Raw genomic sequence first — 16,260 nt, 5'->3', positions numbered from 1 at the left:
TATGAATTACCGGTCTTCTGTAGATATATATACAGAGTGGGATATTGTGGCTGCACGTCAGCTTGGCCGGGATGAAGCGAGGGCAATCGGTTTTGGGACGGTTGATCAAGCGCGTATAACGACGGCGATTAGTGAATTGGCTCGTAATATTTATCTGTATGCTGGAAAAGGAAAGATTGAAATTGAAAGACTTTATGAAAATGGACAGTTTGGAATGTGTGTAATCGCATCAGATGATGGACCTGGAATAGAAGATCATCGAAAAGTGATGACTGATGGATACACAACTTCTGGCGGTCTTGGTGCAGGAATGCCAGGCGTTAAGCGTTTAATGGATGAATTTGATTTAGTTTCAAAGGTAGGAGTAGGAACAACGGTTACTGCAAAGAAGTGGTTGCGGTAGAAAGGGGAACACTGAATGCCTCGCGAAGTAGGAAGTAGATATAAAGAAATTGTGAAACAGTATATTGAAAGTCAAAGTGAAGAAGATTTATACGCGGGTCAAAAAATTAGCAGGGACTTTATTGAAAAAGAGATATCACCTGAAGAAGTTATCAGTATTCATAAAACAGCGCTACAAGAATCTTTTCCGGAACTCTCATCAAAAGTTTGGCATTCATATGACTTTTTAATTGAAATGATGGTTCATTATGGACTCGCTTTGCAGGAGCACCAGAGTCTAATTAGAAAGCAAGAAGAAATCCAAATGGAAATGAATATAGCTGCAAAAGTTCAAGATACATTATTGAAAACAAATGTTCCGAAACTTTCAGGCTTGGATATAGGTTTAATTTCAATTCCTTCAAAACAAATGAATGGAGATTATATCTATTTTGTTAGTGATGAAGAAAAATATGCAAGTGTTGCAATCGCGGATGTCATTGGCAAAGGAATACCAGCGGCTCTATGCATGTCTATGATTAAATTTGGAATGGATAGTTTGCAAAATGAAAAAACATATCCTAAAACTGTTTTAGGTGTCGTTAACCGTGTTGTAGAAGAAAGTATTGACGATTCAATGTTTATTTCAATGTTTTACGGGAAATACAGTTCTATAGACTCGGTGTTTACCTATGCCTCTGCTGGACATGAACCAGCTTTACTTTACAGAGCTTCGGAAGATACTTTCGTTCAACTAGAGGCAAAAGGTCTTCTACTTGGTGTTCAGCCTAATGTAGAGTATGAAGAGCGTTCTATCGTTTTAGAAGACGGTGACTTTATAGCTATGATGACAGATGGCGTAACTGAAACAAGGACTGATGAAGGTTTTATTGATGAAGAACTTATTAAGACGCTTTTAAAAAGCGTAAAAGAAGAAAATGCGCAAACAATCGTAGATACTGTTTACCAGCATCTAGGCGGAATGCAAAACTTTCAATTACGCGATGATTTTACAATTGTTATATTTAAAAAAGATGTCTGATAATGTTTAAACGATCTAAGTAAGTGGTACATAAGCTATATAGATTAGAAACTTTATATATTTAAGAGATAATATGAATTGGGGTGCGGAATTGAACTTACAAGTTAATTTACTAGAAGAGGATAATGTCCAAATTTTTAAGGTTATTGGTGAAGTCGATGCTTTTACAGCGCCAATTTTAAAAGAACGATTGACATCAGTCCAAAATATACCTGGACTTCAAGCAGAAGTCGATCTTTCTGAGGTAGAGTATATAGATAGTACTGGACTGGGTATTTTTGTGGGATTTTATAAGGTACTAAAAGGAAATGGTGGACATGTGAAAATTACGGGTGTTAATAAAAGGCTCAAACGCTTATTTGAAATTACTGGCCTTGATGGGGTATTAGAAATTGTTGGGAAAGAAGGTGCTAATAGTGACGAGACTCTATGATTATGTTGAAATAAAGATACCGGCTAAAGCCCAATATGTTGGAGTTGCCCGATTAACAATTTCTGGATTGGCGAGCCGACTTAATTTCACATTCGAAGAAATTGAGGATTTGAAAATTGCTGCAAGTGAAGCGATTACGAATGCTGTTCAGCATGCTTATAAAGAAGAAGAAAATGGAGAAATTGTTGTGGGATGTGCTCTTTTTGAAGACAAAATTGAAGTAATGGTAGCGGATAACGGTTCAAGTTTTGATTTTGAAGAAACGAAAAAGCATGTTGGTCGCTATAATGATCAAGAAGAAGTTAAGTTTCTCCGTGAGGGTGGACTTGGCTTATATTTAATAGAATCTTTAATGGATGAAGTTAAAGTTTATCACAAGGAGGGCGTGTCAATCTTTATGACCAAGTATCTCGGTGGAGAGCGGGTGGATGGTGATGTCGAAACAATCTCCTCTTAAATCAAGTACTAAAGAAGAAGTTCTTCAGTGGATAAAACAATATCAGGAAACTCAGGACGAAGAAGCGCAGACGAATCTTGTGATGAATTATGAGCGCTTAGTTCATTCGCTTGCTCGCAAGTATTCAAAGGGAAAGCCATATCATGAAGATTTTGTGCAAGTAGGTATGCTTGGTCTTTTAGGCGCAATTCGTAGATACGAACCTGAGTACGGAAGAAGTTTTGAAGCTTTTGCGGTACCCACAATAATAGGTGAAATAAAGAGATTTATGAGAGATAAAACATGGGCAATACATGTTCCCCGTAGAATTAAAGAACTTGGACCGAAAATTAGAGCTACAGTTGAAACGTTAACAATTGAAATGCAACGTTCGCCACTCGTCAGTGAAATCGCAGAGTATTTAGAAGTAGATGAAGAAGAAGTTTTAGAGGCGATGGAAATGGGGAGAAGTTATCAAGCGCTTTCTATGGATCACACATTACAAGCTGATTCAGAAGGTGGAACTGTGACGTTATTCGACTTAGTTGGCTCAAATGATGATGGCTATGAAGCAACTGATCAACGCATGCTCGTAGCAGATGCCCTCGTCGTTTTGTCGGAAAGAGAAAAGCAAGTTATACAGTATACATATATAGAACAATTAAGCCAAAAAGAAACAGGAGATTTACTCGGAATTTCACAAATGCATGTTTCAAGGCTACAACGTAAAGCAATAAAGAAGTTACAGGAGAATATAACTGAATCTAGTGGCGGTGTAAGCTGATGGAAGAAGTTCGAACTAAACATGTTGAGTTATATATCTATCAAGAAGCAAAGCATGGGAATATAGAGTCTGGGGATACGTATTTTACGCACGCAGAAGATGATTACTTTATCTTTGCAATTGCAGATGGTCTTGGGAACGGTCCTATTGCAAGACAGTCAGCAGAAATAATACCAAATGTTCTTAAAGAACATCATAATGAATCGATTGATGAATTACTAAGCCGTTGCAATGAATATATGTTTAAGAAACGTGGCGCTGCAGTCGCGATTGTTAAGATTGATTATAAAAAAAGTACAATTCAATATAGTTGTGTTGGTAATGTTCGTTTTTATATGCTTCAAAATGGCGAGAAAATGATTTACCCACTTCCGGTTATGGGCTATTTGTCTGGTCGGCCTCAAAATTTAAACACTCAGGAGTATGATTACCACGTAGGAGATTTATTTTTTCTACATTCGGATGGCGTTGTACTAAGAAGTCCAAAGTCGGTATTGATGGAAAGTGCTGGATCATACGAGCTTTATCGAAATGTTCTGGATTCAATTGAACACGGCGACGATGCTACGTTTATAGCAGGAAGCTTGCTCATGTAAGACAGGGGTAAGCTTTTTTGTGTTAAAATAGAAAGTATAAAGAAAGGAAGTTATTTAAATGAATCATATTTTGAGACTTACCTCTGAAAGAGCGGCTGTTCGTGCGCAACAAGCTGAAAAGGTGATTAACCTACTTGATGCCGGAAATACAGTACCATTTATAGCTAGATATCGTAAAGAAGAAACGGGATCGTTAGATGAAGTGCAGATTAAAGCGGTTGAGGATGCATATGCCTATGTAAAAGGCCTAGAACAAAGAAAAGAAGAAGTACTTCGTATTATTGATGAGCAAGGTAAATTAGATGATGAACTTAAGAGTGCGATAGAAAAAGCGACAGTTCTTCAACGAGTAGAGGATTTATATCGTCCATATATGCAAAAACGAAGAACTCGTGCAACAATGGCTAAAGAAAAAGGACTTGAACCTTTGGCGACCGAATTATTAGTACTTTCCGACACGAATGTAGAAACCATAGCAGAGCCTTTCGTAGATTCAGAAAAAGAGGTAGAGACAATTGAAGATGCGTTAGCGGGAGCAAGAGATATATTAGCAGAGGTATTTGCTGATGATGCGTCAATTCGAGAAACAATTCGTAAAATCGCATGGGCAGACGGTACAATTGTTTCAGCGGTTAGAAAAGATGCAGAAGACAAAAAGAAAGTATTTGGAAATTATTATGAATACGATGAACCTTTGAAAAAAATTGTTCCGCACCGCACGCTTGCGCTTAACCGTGGTGAAAAGGAAGATGTTTTAAGGGTCGGTATTTCATTTCCAGAAGATAGAATTATTGGCGTGATGGAAAGAGAATTAATTTTAAAGCTGCACTCACCTTCAGCAACGCAAGTAAAAGAGGCAATTACGGATTCATTTAAACGGTTAATTGCACCTTCTATTGAACGTGAAATACGAGGGGAACTTACAGAGAAAGCGGAAGAACAAGCAATCCATGTCTTCTCAGAAAACCTAAAAAGTCTTTTATTACAACCACCTTTAAAGGGGAAAATTGTACTTGGCGTAGATCCAGCATTTCGTTCAGGATGTAAACTTGCAATCGTCGATGAATCTGGAAAGCTACATGAAGTATCGGTTATATTTCCGCATCCTCCAAAACCGGAGAAAGAGAAATCAAAGCAGGCTATATTAGCGCTTTTAAAAAAATATGATGTATCTATTATTGCAATTGGAAATGGAACTGCTTCGCGTGAAACGGAATTATTCATCGTTAACTGCATAAAAGAGGCAGAATCAAATGTATCTTATGTCATTGTAAATGAAGCGGGAGCAAGTGTTTATTCGGCATCTCAACAAGCGAGAGATGAATTTCCGAATCTTCAAGTCGAAGAAAGAAGTGCTGTTTCAATTGCTCGAAGGTTACAAGATCCACTTTCTGAGCTTGTTAAAATTGATCCAGGTTCTGTAGGCGTTGGTCAATATCAGCATGATGTTGCGAAGAAAAGACTAGCAGAATCGCTTTCATTCGTCGTAGAGACTGCGGTCAATCGTGTAGGTGTAAATGTCAATACAGCATCTTCTTCGCTTTTACAATATGTGGCGGGATTATCAAAAACAGTTGCCGAAAATATTGTGAAATCAAGAGAAGAAAATGGATTATATAAAAAAAGAAATGAACTAAAAAAAGTACCGCGCCTTGGTGCTAAGACATATGAACAAGCGATTGGTTTCCTACGAGTACCGGAATCAACAGATCCGTTTGATTCTACCGGAATTCATCCGGAAAGTTATAAAATTGCAGATCAGTTACTTGAGAAAGCCGGCGTTGGGAAAAAGTTACTTGGAAAAATAGAAACAACGGAAGCTCTTTCTAAATTAAATGTTACCGAGTTATCTACGGAATTGGATATAGGAGAAGTAACATTGAAAGACATTATTGATACACTTCAAAGACCAAACCGTGATCCGAGAGATGATTACCCACAACCTTTATTGAAAGCGGATATCCTAGACATAAAAGATTTATATGAAGGGCTTGAAATGCAGGGAACTGTTCGAAATGTAGTTGATTTCGGCGCGTTTGTCGACATTGGGGTGACGGAGGATGGACTAGTTCATATATCTAAATTAAAAAAAGGGTTTGTAAAGCATCCGTTAGACGTCGTAGCCTCAGGAGATATTGTGACTGTGTGGATTGACGGTGTGGATAAAGCAAAGGGTAGAATTTCATTAACAATGCTATCGCCTAAGAAAGTGGATGTATGAATAGGGATGTGATTGGTGATGATGGACAACGAGTTACAAGTTCTTGTTGAACAGATTTCGGTTAACATTTTTAAAAAACCTTTTTTACATCAAGCTCATCATAATGCAAGATTAAGAACGACGGGTGGGCGATACATGCTTGCTGATCATTCGATTGAAATAAATCCAGTAGTTTTAAAAATGTATGGCATTGAAGAGTTGGTTGGCGTAATTAAACATGAGTTATGTCATTATCACCTTCATATAGAAGGAAAGGGTTATAAACATAGGGATGCAGATTTTAAAAACCTATTAACAATGACATCCTCACCTAGGTTTTGCATGCCACTTGCCGAAAGAAATAAGAAGATGGTTTCAGCACATCTATATATTTGTACATCTTGTAATTTGCAATATGTGCGAAAGAGACGAATGAATGTTGATAAGTATAGATGTGGAAAATGTGGTGGGGCTATTGTTTTCGAAGGATAATAAAGTGTCCTAATAGGGTAACGGAATACACTTCGAGGGGATTGAATAGTTAGAGATTTCATCTGTAACCCCGGTCTTAAAGGCAATACCAAGAGTCCAAAAAGATAATTATAATATAAGGTTGACGAGAACGATATTCCTGTCTATAATAGGAAAAGTCGAATAAGAAGTTGCTCAGAACAAATATAAAGCATAAATCTTCTTCGAGATAATTCTATTATAGAAGGCCCCTTGGTCAAGCGGTTAAGACACCGCCCTTTCACGGCGGTATCACGGGTTCGAATCCCGTAGGGGTCATTAAAGATTTTTCAACACGAACCTGTGTTGAAAATATCTACCTTAAATCACTATTCAAAACGAAGTTTTGAACTTAAGGTAATTTCCGAGGAACCAATCGGAAATCGTTTTACCGAAACAACACGAACCTGTGTTGAAAATATCTACCTTAAATCACTATTCAAAACGAAGTTTTGAACTTAAGGTAATTTCCGGGGTACTAACCGGAAATTGTTTACCGAAACAACACGAAACTGTGCTGAAAATATCTAAAACGTTCTTTTCATTAACCTTATGCAATTTGGGAAGAAATCAAAAGAGCTTATAACGAAGAATAAACTTCATATCTCATTACATTGGGGTATAGCCAAGCGGTAAGGCAACGGACTTTGACTCCGTTACTCGTTGGTTCGAATCCAGCTACCCCAGCCAATTTTTAAGATTGCTAAAGCAATCAGAAAAATTTGCGAAGGACGCGAAGCGTTCGAAGAAAATGTCTTTATGCAACTAGTACAACCGAATATCTCCTTATTATAATAAAGAGCCATTAGCTCAGTTGGTAGAGCATCTGACTTTTAATCAGAGGGTCGTAGGTTCGAATCCTACATGGCTCACCATTTATTTCAAAAAAACAATTGACAATTCATTACAAACGTGTAGAATAGAACTTGTCGCTAAATTAATGCGGTAGTGGCGGAACGGCAGACGCGCTAGGTTGAGGGCCTAGTAGGGGTTAACCCTGTGGAGGTTCAAATCCTCTTTACCGCACCATATACTTCCTAAATAGCAAAGAGTTTGATTAGATACAATATCCCGCTTTTGATTGAAAAATCACTGTAGGATGCATTGATAAAATGCGAGTGTAGTTTAATGGTCAAACCTCAGCCTTCCAAGCTGATGATGAGGGTTCGATTCCCTTCACTCGCTCCAATATATTATTTAAAAATAGTTGTTGACAACATAAACAACTAGTGTTATATTTAAGTAGTTGTCATTACGAAGACAATAAACACATGAACCTTGAAAACTGAACAGCAAAACGTCGATATAAGTCATTCGTGTTTACACGATATGATTAATAACTCAGGACGCTTCGGCGCACTTGAGTATAAACGTTTCTATATGAAACAAAATTGTCATTCAATAGATGTAGTTAACGCTACAACTATTAATGCCAGCAAAAAGAAATGAGCTTTCATTTTCTTTATGTTGTTGGCCTCTGTTACATAACGCTATGCGAAGTGTATTGGTAGTCAACTATTATGGAGAGTTTGATCCTGGCTCAGGACGAACGCTGGCGGCATGCCTAATACATGCAAGTCGAGCGAACAAACTTTGGAGCTTGCTTCAAAGTTTTGTTAGCGGCGGATGGGTGAGTAACACGTGGGCAACCTGCCCTGCAGATGGGGATAACTCCGGGAAACCGGGGCTAATACCGAATAATCAGTTCGTCCGCATGGACGAACTCTGAAAGACGGTTTCGGCTGTCACTGCAGGATGGGCCCGCGGCGCATTAGCTAGTTGGTGGGGTAATGGCCTACCAAGGCAACGATGCGTAGCCGACCTGAGAGGGTGATCGGCCACACTGGGACTGAGACACGGCCCAGACTCCTACGGGAGGCAGCAGTAGGGAATCTTCCACAATGGACGAAAGTCTGATGGAGCAATGCCGCGTGAGCGAAGAAGGTTTTCGGATCGTAAAGCTCTGTTGTAAGGGAAGAACACGTACGGGAGTAACTGCCCGTACCTTGACGGTACCTTATTAGAAAGCCACGGCTAACTACGTGCCAGCAGCCGCGGTAATACGTAGGTGGCAAGCGTTGTCCGGAATTATTGGGCGTAAAGCGCGCGCAGGCGGCCTGTTAAGTCTGATGTGAAAGCCCCCGGCTCAACCGGGGAAGGTCATTGGAAACTGATAGGCTTGAGTACAGAAGAGGAAAGCGGAATTCCACGTGTAGCGGTGAAATGCGTAGAGATGTGGAGGAACACCAGTGGCGAAGGCGGCTTTCTGGTCTGTAACTGACGCTGAGGCGCGAAAGCGTGGGGAGCAAACAGGATTAGATACCCTGGTAGTCCACGCCGTAAACGATGAGTGCTAAGTGTTAGGGGGTTTCCGCCCCTTAGTGCTGCAGCTAACGCATTAAGCACTCCGCCTGGGGAGTACGGCCGCAAGGCTGAAACTCAAAGGAATTGACGGGGACCCGCACAAGCGGTGGAGCATGTGGTTTAATTCGAAGCTACGCGAAGAACCTTACCAGGTCTTGACATCCCACTGCCCGGTATAGAGATATACTTTTCCCTTCGGGGACAGTGGTGACAGGTGGTGCATGGTTGTCGTCAGCTCGTGTCGTGAGATGTTGGGTTAAGTCCCGCAACGAGCGCAACCCTTGATCTTAGTTGCCATCATTAAGTTGGGCACTCTAAGGTGACTGCCGGTGATAAACCGGAGGAAGGTGGGGATGACGTCAAATCATCATGCCCCTTATGACCTGGGCTACACACGTGCTACAATGGACGGTACAGAGGGTCGCCAACCCGCGAGGGGGAGCTAATCCCATAAAACCGTTCACAGTTCGGATTGCAGGCTGCAACTCGCCTGCATGAAGCCGGAATCGCTAGTAATCGTGGATCAGCATGCCACGGTGAATACGTTCCCGGGTCTTGTACACACCGCCCGTCACACCACGAGAGTTTGTAACACCCGAAGTCGGTGAGGTAACCCTTAGGGGAGCCAGCCGCCGAAGGTGGGACAGATGATTGGGGTGAAGTCGTAACAAGGTAGCCGTATCGGAAGGTGCGGCTGGATCACCTCCTTTCTAAGGATATATGTCCATAGTCGGATTACACCTTTGGTGTATGAAAGCTAGGCATACGGAAAATCGACGTTTTGCGTTCAGTTTTGAAGGTTTATTAAGTTTAATTAAGCTTTGCTTGATTAAACGACCATAAAACCATTTTTTGTCTTTATGGTTACTAATAATAATTCAAAACTTGTTCTTTGAAAACTGGATAAAACAATAATTGAAACAAATCAAGAATCAACCAAGATAAACAGAACTTCGTTTATCTATGATAAACAGAACTTCGTTTATCTATGATAAACATGTTTTTGTTTATTTTAAAGAACGACCTTTTTACGAAACGTTGATTTTTACATCGCTGTAAAATCACGTTTATTTAAAAGATAAGAATTAGCGACGCAATGCGACGATAAGACCTATTTTTTGGTTAAGTTAGAAAGGGCGCACGGTGGATGCCTTGGCACTAGGAGTCTATGAAGGACGGCACTAACACCGATATGCTTCGGGGAGCTGTAAGTGAGCTTTGATCCGAAGATTTCCGAATGGGGAAACCCACTGCTCGTAATGGAGTAGTACGTTTACGTGAATACATAGCGTAATCGAGACAAACCCGGAGAACTGAAACATCTAAGTACCCGGAGGAAGAGAAAGAAAAATCGATTCCCTGAGTAGCGGCGAGCGAAAAGGGAACAGCCCAAACCAGGAAGCTTGCTTCCTGGGGTTGTAGGACATGCTATACGGAGTTACAAAGGAATGGATTAGGCGAAGCGACCTGGAAAGGTCCGCCGTAGCGGGTAATAGCCCCGTAGTCGAAAGTTCATTCTCTCCAGCATGTATCCTGAGTACGGCGGAACACGTGAAATTCCGTCGGAATCCGGGAGGACCATCTCCCAAGGCTAAATACTTCCTAGTGACCGATAGTGAACCAGTACCGTGAGGGAAAGGTGAAAAGCACCCCGGAAGGGGAGTGAAATAGATCCTGAAACCGTGTGCCTACAAGTAGTCAGAGCCCTTGTTGACTTTCCTTCGGGAGAGTCACGGGTGATGGCGTGCCTTTTGTAGAATGAACCGGCGAGTTACTGATTTCATGCAAGGTTAAGCAGAGAATGCGGAGCCGCAGCGAAAGCGAGTCTTAATAGGGCGAATTAGTATGAGGTCGTAGACCCGAAACCAGGTGATCTACCCATGTCCAGGGTGAAGGTAAGGTAATACTTACTGGAGGCCCGAACCCACGTATGTTGAAAAATGCGGGGATGAGGTGTGGGTAGCGGTGAAATTCCAATCGAACCTGGAGATAGCTGGTTCTCTCCGAAATAGCTTTAGGGCTAGCCTCAAACTTTAGAATCTCGGAGGTAGAGCACTGTTTGGACTAGGGGCCCATCCCGGGTTACCGAATTCAGACAAACTCCGAATGCCGATGATTTATGTTTGGGAGTCAGACTGTGGGTGATAAGATTCATAGTCGAGAGGGAAACAACCCAGACCACCAGTTAAGGTCCCAAAGTCTCTGTTAAGTGGAAAAGGATGTGGCGTTGCCCAGACAACCAGGATGTTGGCTTAGAAGCAGCCATCATTTAAAGAGTGCGTAATAGCTCACTGGTCGAGTGGCGCTGCGCCGAAAATGTACCGGGGCTAAACAGAGCACCGAAACTGTGGACTTACATCTTAGATGTGAGTGGTAGGAGAGCGTTCTAGGGGCGTCGAAGTTAGACCGTAAGGACTAGTGGAGCGCCTAGAAGTGAGAATGCCGGTATGAGTAGCGAAAGAAGGGTGAGAATCCCTTCCACCGAATGCCCAAGGTTTCCTGAGGAAGGCTCGTCCGCTCAGGGTTAGTCGGGACCTAAGTTGAGGCCGAAAGGCGTAGACGATGGATAACAGGTTGATATTCCTGTACCACCTCCCCGCCGTTTGAGTAATGGGGGGACGCAGTAGGATAGGGTGAGCGCGCTGTTGGTTATGCGCGTCTAAGCAGTGAGGTGTGAAATGAGGCAAATCCCATTTCTATAACATTGAGCTGTGATGGCGAGGGGAATTATTCCCTGGAGTCCCTGATTTCACACTGCCAAGAAAAGCCTCTAACGAGGCGGGAGGTGCCCGTACCGCAAACCGACACAGGTAGGCGAGGAGAGAATCCTAAGGTGATCGAGAGAACTCTCGTTAAGGAACTCGGCAAAATGACCCCGTAACTTCGGGAGAAGGGGTGCTCTGGTAGGGTGTTAAAGCCCGAGAGAGCCGCAGTGAATAGGCCCAGGCGACTGTTTAGCAAAAACACAGGTCTCTGCAAAACCGCAAGGTGATGTATAGGGGCTGACGCCTGCCCGGTGCTGGAAGGTTAAGGGAAGAGGTTAGCGCAAGCGAAGCTTTGAACCGAAGCCCCAGTAAACGGCGGCCGTAACTATAACGGTCCTAAGGTAGCGAAATTCCTTGTCGGGTAAGTTCCGACCCGCACGAAAGGCGTAACGATCTGGGCACTGTCTCAACGAGAGACTCGGTGAAATTATAGTACCTGTGAAGATGCAGGTTACCCGCGACAGGACGGAAAGACCCCGTGGAGCTTTACTGTAACCTGATATTGAATTCTGATGCAATCTGTACAGGATAGGTAGGAGCCTTAGAATCCGGAGCGCTAGCTTCGGAGGAGGCGTTGGTGGGATACTACCCTGATTGTATTGGACTTCTAACCCATGCCCCTTATCGGGGCAGGAGACAGTGTCAGGTGGACAGTTTGACTGGGGCGGTCGCCTCCTAAAGAGTAACGGAGGCGCCCAAAGGTTCCCTCAGAATGGTTGGACATCATTCGCAGAGTGCAAAGGCATAAGGGAGCTTAACTGCGAGACCTACAAGTCGAGCAGGGTCGAAAGACGGGCTTAGTGATCCGGTGGTTCCGCATGGAAGGGCCATCGCTCAACGGATAAAAGCTACCCCGGGGATAACAGGCTTATCTCCCCCAAGAGTCCACATCGACGGGGAGGTTTGGCACCTCGATGTCGGCTCATCGCATCCTGGGGCTGTAGTCGGTCCCAAGGGTTGGGCTGTTCGCCCATTAAAGCGGTACGCGAGCTGGGTTCAGAACGTCGTGAGACAGTTCGGTCCCTATCCGTCGCGGGCGCAGGAAATTTGAGAGGAGCTGTCCTTAGTACGAGAGGACCGGGATGGACACACCGCTGGTGTACCAGTTGTCTTGCCAAAGGCATAGCTGGGTAGCTACGTGTGGACGGGATAAATGCTGAAAGCATCTAAGCATGAAGCCCCCCTCGAGATGAGATTTCCCATTACGCAAGTAAGTAAGATCCCTCAGAGATGATGAGGTTGATAGGTCCGGGGTGTAAGTACGGCGACGTATGTAGCTGACGGATACTAATTGATCGAGGACTTAACCAAATAACGTAAGAAGCAAGTGGGCTGATTCCCCTGATTTGTGTAGATTATCTGTTTTATTCAGTTTTGAAAGAACAATTAAATTCTTTCAATATAAGTATGGTGGCGATAGCGAAGAGGTCACACCCGTTCCCATCTCGAACACGGTAGTTAAGCTCTTCAGCGCCGATGGTAGTTGGGGGTTTAACCCTGCAAGAGTAGGACGTTGCCATGCTTGTATATTATTTTGACATTTATATGTAGGTAAAGAGGACTCAAAATTGTTCATCTACATTGCATTGTCAAAAGTAAAGAGACATATTTAAATTTTATTTCTCTTTTACATACTATGGTCCCGTGGTGTAGCGGTTAACATGCCTGCCTGTCACGCAGGAGATCGCGGGTTCGATTCCCGTCGGGACCGTCATTTAACTTTATAAAAAACCGATTGAGGAGTCATTTCCTAAATCGGTTTTTTTGTTGTTTAAAAATAATAGGAAACTGAAGTTGACAATACAACTAGAGATTGGCACTATTAATATATAGCTGAATAAGTGAGGCTGCAACAGAAGTTTCATTTTTGCAGAGAGGAATATGAAAATGATGAAAGAATTTAATGTGTATTCTATAGAAGAAACACAATTATTTGCGATAAAATTGGCAGAACTGCTCACGCCTCCAGATGTAATTACACTTGAAGGGGATTTAGGTGCTGGAAAAACCACATTTACACAAGCACTTGCTAAAGCCCTTGGAGTTACACGAACGGTTAGTAGTCCAACGTTTACAATTTTGAAGCAGTATGAGGGTAAATATCTATTTAATCACCTTGATGTGTATAGATTAGCTGGAAGTGATGAAGATCTTGGATGGGACGAGTTGTTCTACGGAGATGCAATATCTGTTATTGAATGGGCTCACTTAATAGAAGATGATTTGCCTAAAGAACGTTTAGAGATTCAGTTGATTCATAAAGGTGATAATACACGGCAGATTAAAGTAACACCGCTAGGGGAACGATACGAAAAGATTTGTGAGGGGATTTATTTATGATTTGGCTTGGAATAGATACAGCTAATACACCGTTGTCCGTCGCAATTGTAAAGGATGGAGTCTTACTTATTGAAGAGACGGCTTCAATCGCAATTAACCATTCGCTACGTGCGATGCCGGCAATTGCTGAGATGATGGAAAAGGTAGGAATTACACCGAAAGAAATTGATTCCATTGCGGTATCAGAGGGTCCTGGCTCTTATACAGGTGTTCGAATCGGTGTTACAATTGCTAAGACACTAGCTTGGACGCTTAATGTACCGCTAGTTGGTGTTTCTAGTTTGAAAGTGATTGCTTCTAATGGAATATTTTTTAATGGATTAATCTGTCCAATTGTAGATGCTAGAAGATTTAATGTTTATTCAGGAGCTTATCAGTATACAAATGGAGAACTATTTTCAATACTTGAAGATGGGCACTATTCAATGGATGAACTAATTAAAGGTCTTCAAAAGTATGATGATGCTGTACTGTTTATTGGGAAGGATACCCATATGCACAAAGATACATTGCTTAATAAACTTGGGGAACGGGTTGTTATAGCACCTTTTCAGTATAATCTTCCGCGTGCATCATCTTTAATTTATATAGCTGAGAAAACGGAAGAACATCAAAGTGTTCATGCGTTCGTCCCGGAATATAGACGCATTGCTGAAGCAGAGGCAAACTGGCTTAATGCGAAAGGGAAGGGTAGCGAGTGAAAACTGTAATTGAGTACAGAGAAATGATGGAAAAGGATATCTTATCAGTTGTAGAAATTGAGAAAGAATCATTTGGTACGCCATGGACTGAAGAGATTTTTGAACACGAGATGAATGGTAATGATTATGCTCATTATATTGTTGCTTTAGATGGAGATAGAATAATTGGGCATTGCGGAATGTGGATTGTGCTTGATGAATGTCAAATTACGAATGTTGCAGTTCGCAAGGAATTACGGGGGAGAGGTATTGGTGAGGGACTAATGAGACGGGCGATTACTTTTAGCGATGAGATGGGTGTTACATTGATGACGCTAGAAGTCAGGGTAAGTAATGAACCTGCTCAAAGTCTTTACCGTAAACTAGGGTTTCAAGATGGCGGCATTCGAAAAAAATATTATACGGACGACCATGAAGATGCGCTCGTCATGTGGGTGGAGTTTAAATGAAAAAAGATATATATATATTGGGAATTGAGACAAGTTGTGATGAAACTGCGGCATCAATTGTGAAAAATGGAATTGAAATTGTTTCAAATGTTGTTGCTTCCCAGATTGACAGTCAAAAAAGATTTGGTGGCGTTGTTCCAGAGATTGCTTCACGTCATCATGTAGAACAAATTACAATTGTTATTGAAGAGGCTTTGAAAGAAGCAATGTTAGAGCCAAAGGATCTTGATGCCGTTGCTGTTACAGAGGGGCCTGGACTTGTTGGTGCATTATTAATAGGTGTCAATGCAGCAAAAGCATTTGCATTTGCCAATGGGTTACCGATAATAGGCGTTCATCATATCGCAGGTCATATTTATGCAAATGAATTAATGCAAAGAATGACATTTCCGCTACTTGCGCTTATCGTGTCAGGCGGCCATACTGAGCTCGTTTTAATGGAGAAGCATGGTTCGTTTAAACTTATAGGTGAAACGCGTGATGATGCTGCTGGTGAGGCATATGATAAAGTTGCTCGGGTTCTAGGCTTACCTTATCCAGGTGGACCAGAAGTGGATAGATTAGCTTCGGGCAGTGAAGAGGAAGTTGTATTCCCAAGAGCTTGGCTTGAAGCGGGTTCATATGATTTCAGTTTTAGTGGTCTAAAATCTTCGGTTATTAATTATAAACATAATATCGAACAGCGCGGTGAGAAAATAAACAAAGCGCAAGTTGCTGCTGGTTTTCAAAATAGCGTAGTTGATGTGCTAACGACAAAAGCATTGAAAGCCGCGAAAGAGTTTGGCGTAAATCAAGTTATTGCTGCAGGTGGTGTGTCAGCAAATAGACAATTGCGCGATTCGCTTGATGAGGTATTTAAGAACGAATCTATTCCATTTTTCGTACCGACAATTTCACTTTGTACTGATAATGCAGCAATGATAGCCGCTGCGGGATCATCAATGTACTCATATGGTGTTCGAGGTACACTTGAGATGAATGGAAGACCGGGCATGGAACTAGAGTCATGGAATAGTTAATTAATAAAAACACGGAATTTGTCGTATTCAGACAATTTCCGTGTTTTTTTGATTGTGGTTAGTTTTCATTTGTCAAGAGGAACATTCGTACTTATTAACAATTTGTGCATAACATGTGGATAGAAAGCATCGGTGTAGTGATAAACACGTTGGTTTTAGGATAACTTTGTTAGCAAGTAAATTGTTTTCTGTGGACTATGTGCATAACTATGTTGATATGTTGTTTTAATAACATTTGGC

12 protein-coding genes, 6 tRNA genes and 3 rRNA genes are annotated in these 16,260 nt (G+C 41.9%); all 21 read left to right on the top strand.

Translation table 11 applies throughout. The features are described from left to right. Position 1: 1 nt before the first annotated feature. The 21 genes from AC3RV6_RS16430 to tsaD all read left to right on the top strand — a co-directional run bounded on the left by AC3RV6_RS16430 (position 2) and on the right by tsaD (position 16,020). A complete protein-coding gene (locus AC3RV6_RS16430; protein WP_489747031.1) occupies positions 2-403 on the top strand; it encodes an anti-sigma regulatory factor in 402 nt (133 codons plus the stop codon). A 15-nt stretch (positions 404-418) separates the two neighbouring features. After that, complete coding sequence (locus AC3RV6_RS16425) at positions 419-1,423, top strand: PP2C family protein-serine/threonine phosphatase (RefSeq protein ID WP_489747030.1); 1,005 nt, start codon at positions 419-421, stop codon at positions 1,421-1,423. Between the two features lie 91 nt (positions 1,424-1,514). Continuing rightward, the gene (locus AC3RV6_RS16420; protein WP_489747029.1) at positions 1,515-1,856 is read left to right on the top strand and encodes an STAS domain-containing protein; all 342 of its coding nucleotides are present in this window, start codon (positions 1,515-1,517) and stop codon (positions 1,854-1,856) included. Further along, entirely contained in the window at positions 1,840-2,313 is a 474-nt protein-coding gene (gene rsbW, locus AC3RV6_RS16415) for an anti-sigma B factor RsbW (protein ID WP_489747028.1), read from the top strand. The genes AC3RV6_RS16420 and rsbW overlap by 17 nt, the downstream gene beginning before the upstream one ends. Continuing rightward, positions 2,291-3,076, top strand: coding sequence for an RNA polymerase sigma factor SigB (gene sigB, locus AC3RV6_RS16410; protein ID WP_489747027.1), 786 nt, complete (start codon positions 2,291-2,293; stop codon positions 3,074-3,076). Before rsbW ends, sigB begins: the two co-directional genes overlap by 23 nt. Further along, on the top strand, positions 3,076-3,672 hold the full coding sequence (locus AC3RV6_RS16405; protein WP_489747026.1) for a PP2C family serine/threonine-protein phosphatase: 597 nt from the start codon (positions 3,076-3,078) through the stop codon (positions 3,670-3,672). The genes sigB and AC3RV6_RS16405 overlap by 1 nt, the downstream gene beginning before the upstream one ends. Positions 3,673-3,730: 58 nt before the next feature. Further along, the gene (locus tag AC3RV6_RS16400) at positions 3,731-5,893 is read left to right on the top strand and encodes a Tex family protein (protein ID WP_489747025.1); all 2,163 of its coding nucleotides are present in this window, start codon (positions 3,731-3,733) and stop codon (positions 5,891-5,893) included. Positions 5,894-5,914: 21 nt separating this feature from the next. Then, complete coding sequence (locus AC3RV6_RS16395; RefSeq protein WP_489749292.1) at positions 5,915-6,364, top strand: SprT family protein; 450 nt, start codon at positions 5,915-5,917, stop codon at positions 6,362-6,364. A gap of 225 nt (positions 6,365-6,589) precedes the next feature. Then, a tRNA-Glu gene (locus tag AC3RV6_RS16390) sits at positions 6,590-6,661 on the top strand. A 336-nt stretch (positions 6,662-6,997) separates the two neighbouring features. Further along, positions 6,998-7,072, top strand: a tRNA-Gln gene (locus AC3RV6_RS16385). Positions 7,073-7,181: 109 nt separating this feature from the next. Next, positions 7,182-7,257, top strand: a tRNA-Lys gene (locus tag AC3RV6_RS16380). 67 nt (positions 7,258-7,324) lie between these two features. Then, positions 7,325-7,411: transfer RNA gene (locus tag AC3RV6_RS16375), tRNA-Leu, on the top strand. Between the two features lie 85 nt (positions 7,412-7,496). Further along, positions 7,497-7,570 (top strand) — tRNA-Gly (locus tag AC3RV6_RS16370). A 329-nt stretch (positions 7,571-7,899) separates the two neighbouring features. Further along, positions 7,900-9,456: ribosomal RNA gene (locus AC3RV6_RS16365) — 16S ribosomal RNA — on the top strand. A 410-nt stretch (positions 9,457-9,866) separates the two neighbouring features. Next, positions 9,867-12,822: ribosomal RNA gene (locus AC3RV6_RS16360) — 23S ribosomal RNA — on the top strand. Positions 12,823-12,917: 95 nt separating this feature from the next. Beyond that, positions 12,918-13,033: ribosomal RNA gene (gene rrf / locus AC3RV6_RS16355) — 5S ribosomal RNA — on the top strand. The 16S, 23S and 5S rRNA genes sit together here with 6 tRNA genes alongside, the layout of an rRNA operon. Before the next feature lie 116 nt (positions 13,034-13,149). Beyond that, positions 13,150-13,222, top strand: a tRNA-Asp gene (locus AC3RV6_RS16350). A 179-nt stretch (positions 13,223-13,401) separates the two neighbouring features. Further along, the gene (gene tsaE, locus AC3RV6_RS16345) at positions 13,402-13,851 is read left to right on the top strand and encodes a tRNA (adenosine(37)-N6)-threonylcarbamoyltransferase complex ATPase subunit type 1 TsaE (protein ID WP_489749291.1); all 450 of its coding nucleotides are present in this window, start codon (positions 13,402-13,404) and stop codon (positions 13,849-13,851) included. Then, a complete protein-coding gene (tsaB, locus tag AC3RV6_RS16340; RefSeq protein ID WP_489747024.1) occupies positions 13,848-14,552 on the top strand; it encodes a tRNA (adenosine(37)-N6)-threonylcarbamoyltransferase complex dimerization subunit type 1 TsaB in 705 nt (234 codons plus the stop codon). The genes tsaE and tsaB overlap by 4 nt, the downstream gene beginning before the upstream one ends. Then, entirely contained in the window at positions 14,549-15,001 is a 453-nt protein-coding gene (gene rimI, locus AC3RV6_RS16335; protein WP_489747023.1) for a ribosomal protein S18-alanine N-acetyltransferase, read from the top strand. The genes tsaB and rimI overlap by 4 nt, the downstream gene beginning before the upstream one ends. Then, positions 14,998-16,020 carry a tRNA (adenosine(37)-N6)-threonylcarbamoyltransferase complex transferase subunit TsaD gene (tsaD, locus tag AC3RV6_RS16330; protein ID WP_489747022.1) on the top strand — a complete coding sequence of 341 codons (1,023 nt, stop codon included), beginning with the start codon at positions 14,998-15,000 and terminating at the stop codon, positions 16,018-16,020. Before rimI ends, tsaD begins: the two co-directional genes overlap by 4 nt. Positions 16,021-16,260: the final 240 nt, after the last annotated feature.

This window comes from Sporosarcina sp. So3-204 (assembly GCF_058068165.1).
This window is presented reverse-complemented; position numbering and strand designations above follow the sequence as displayed.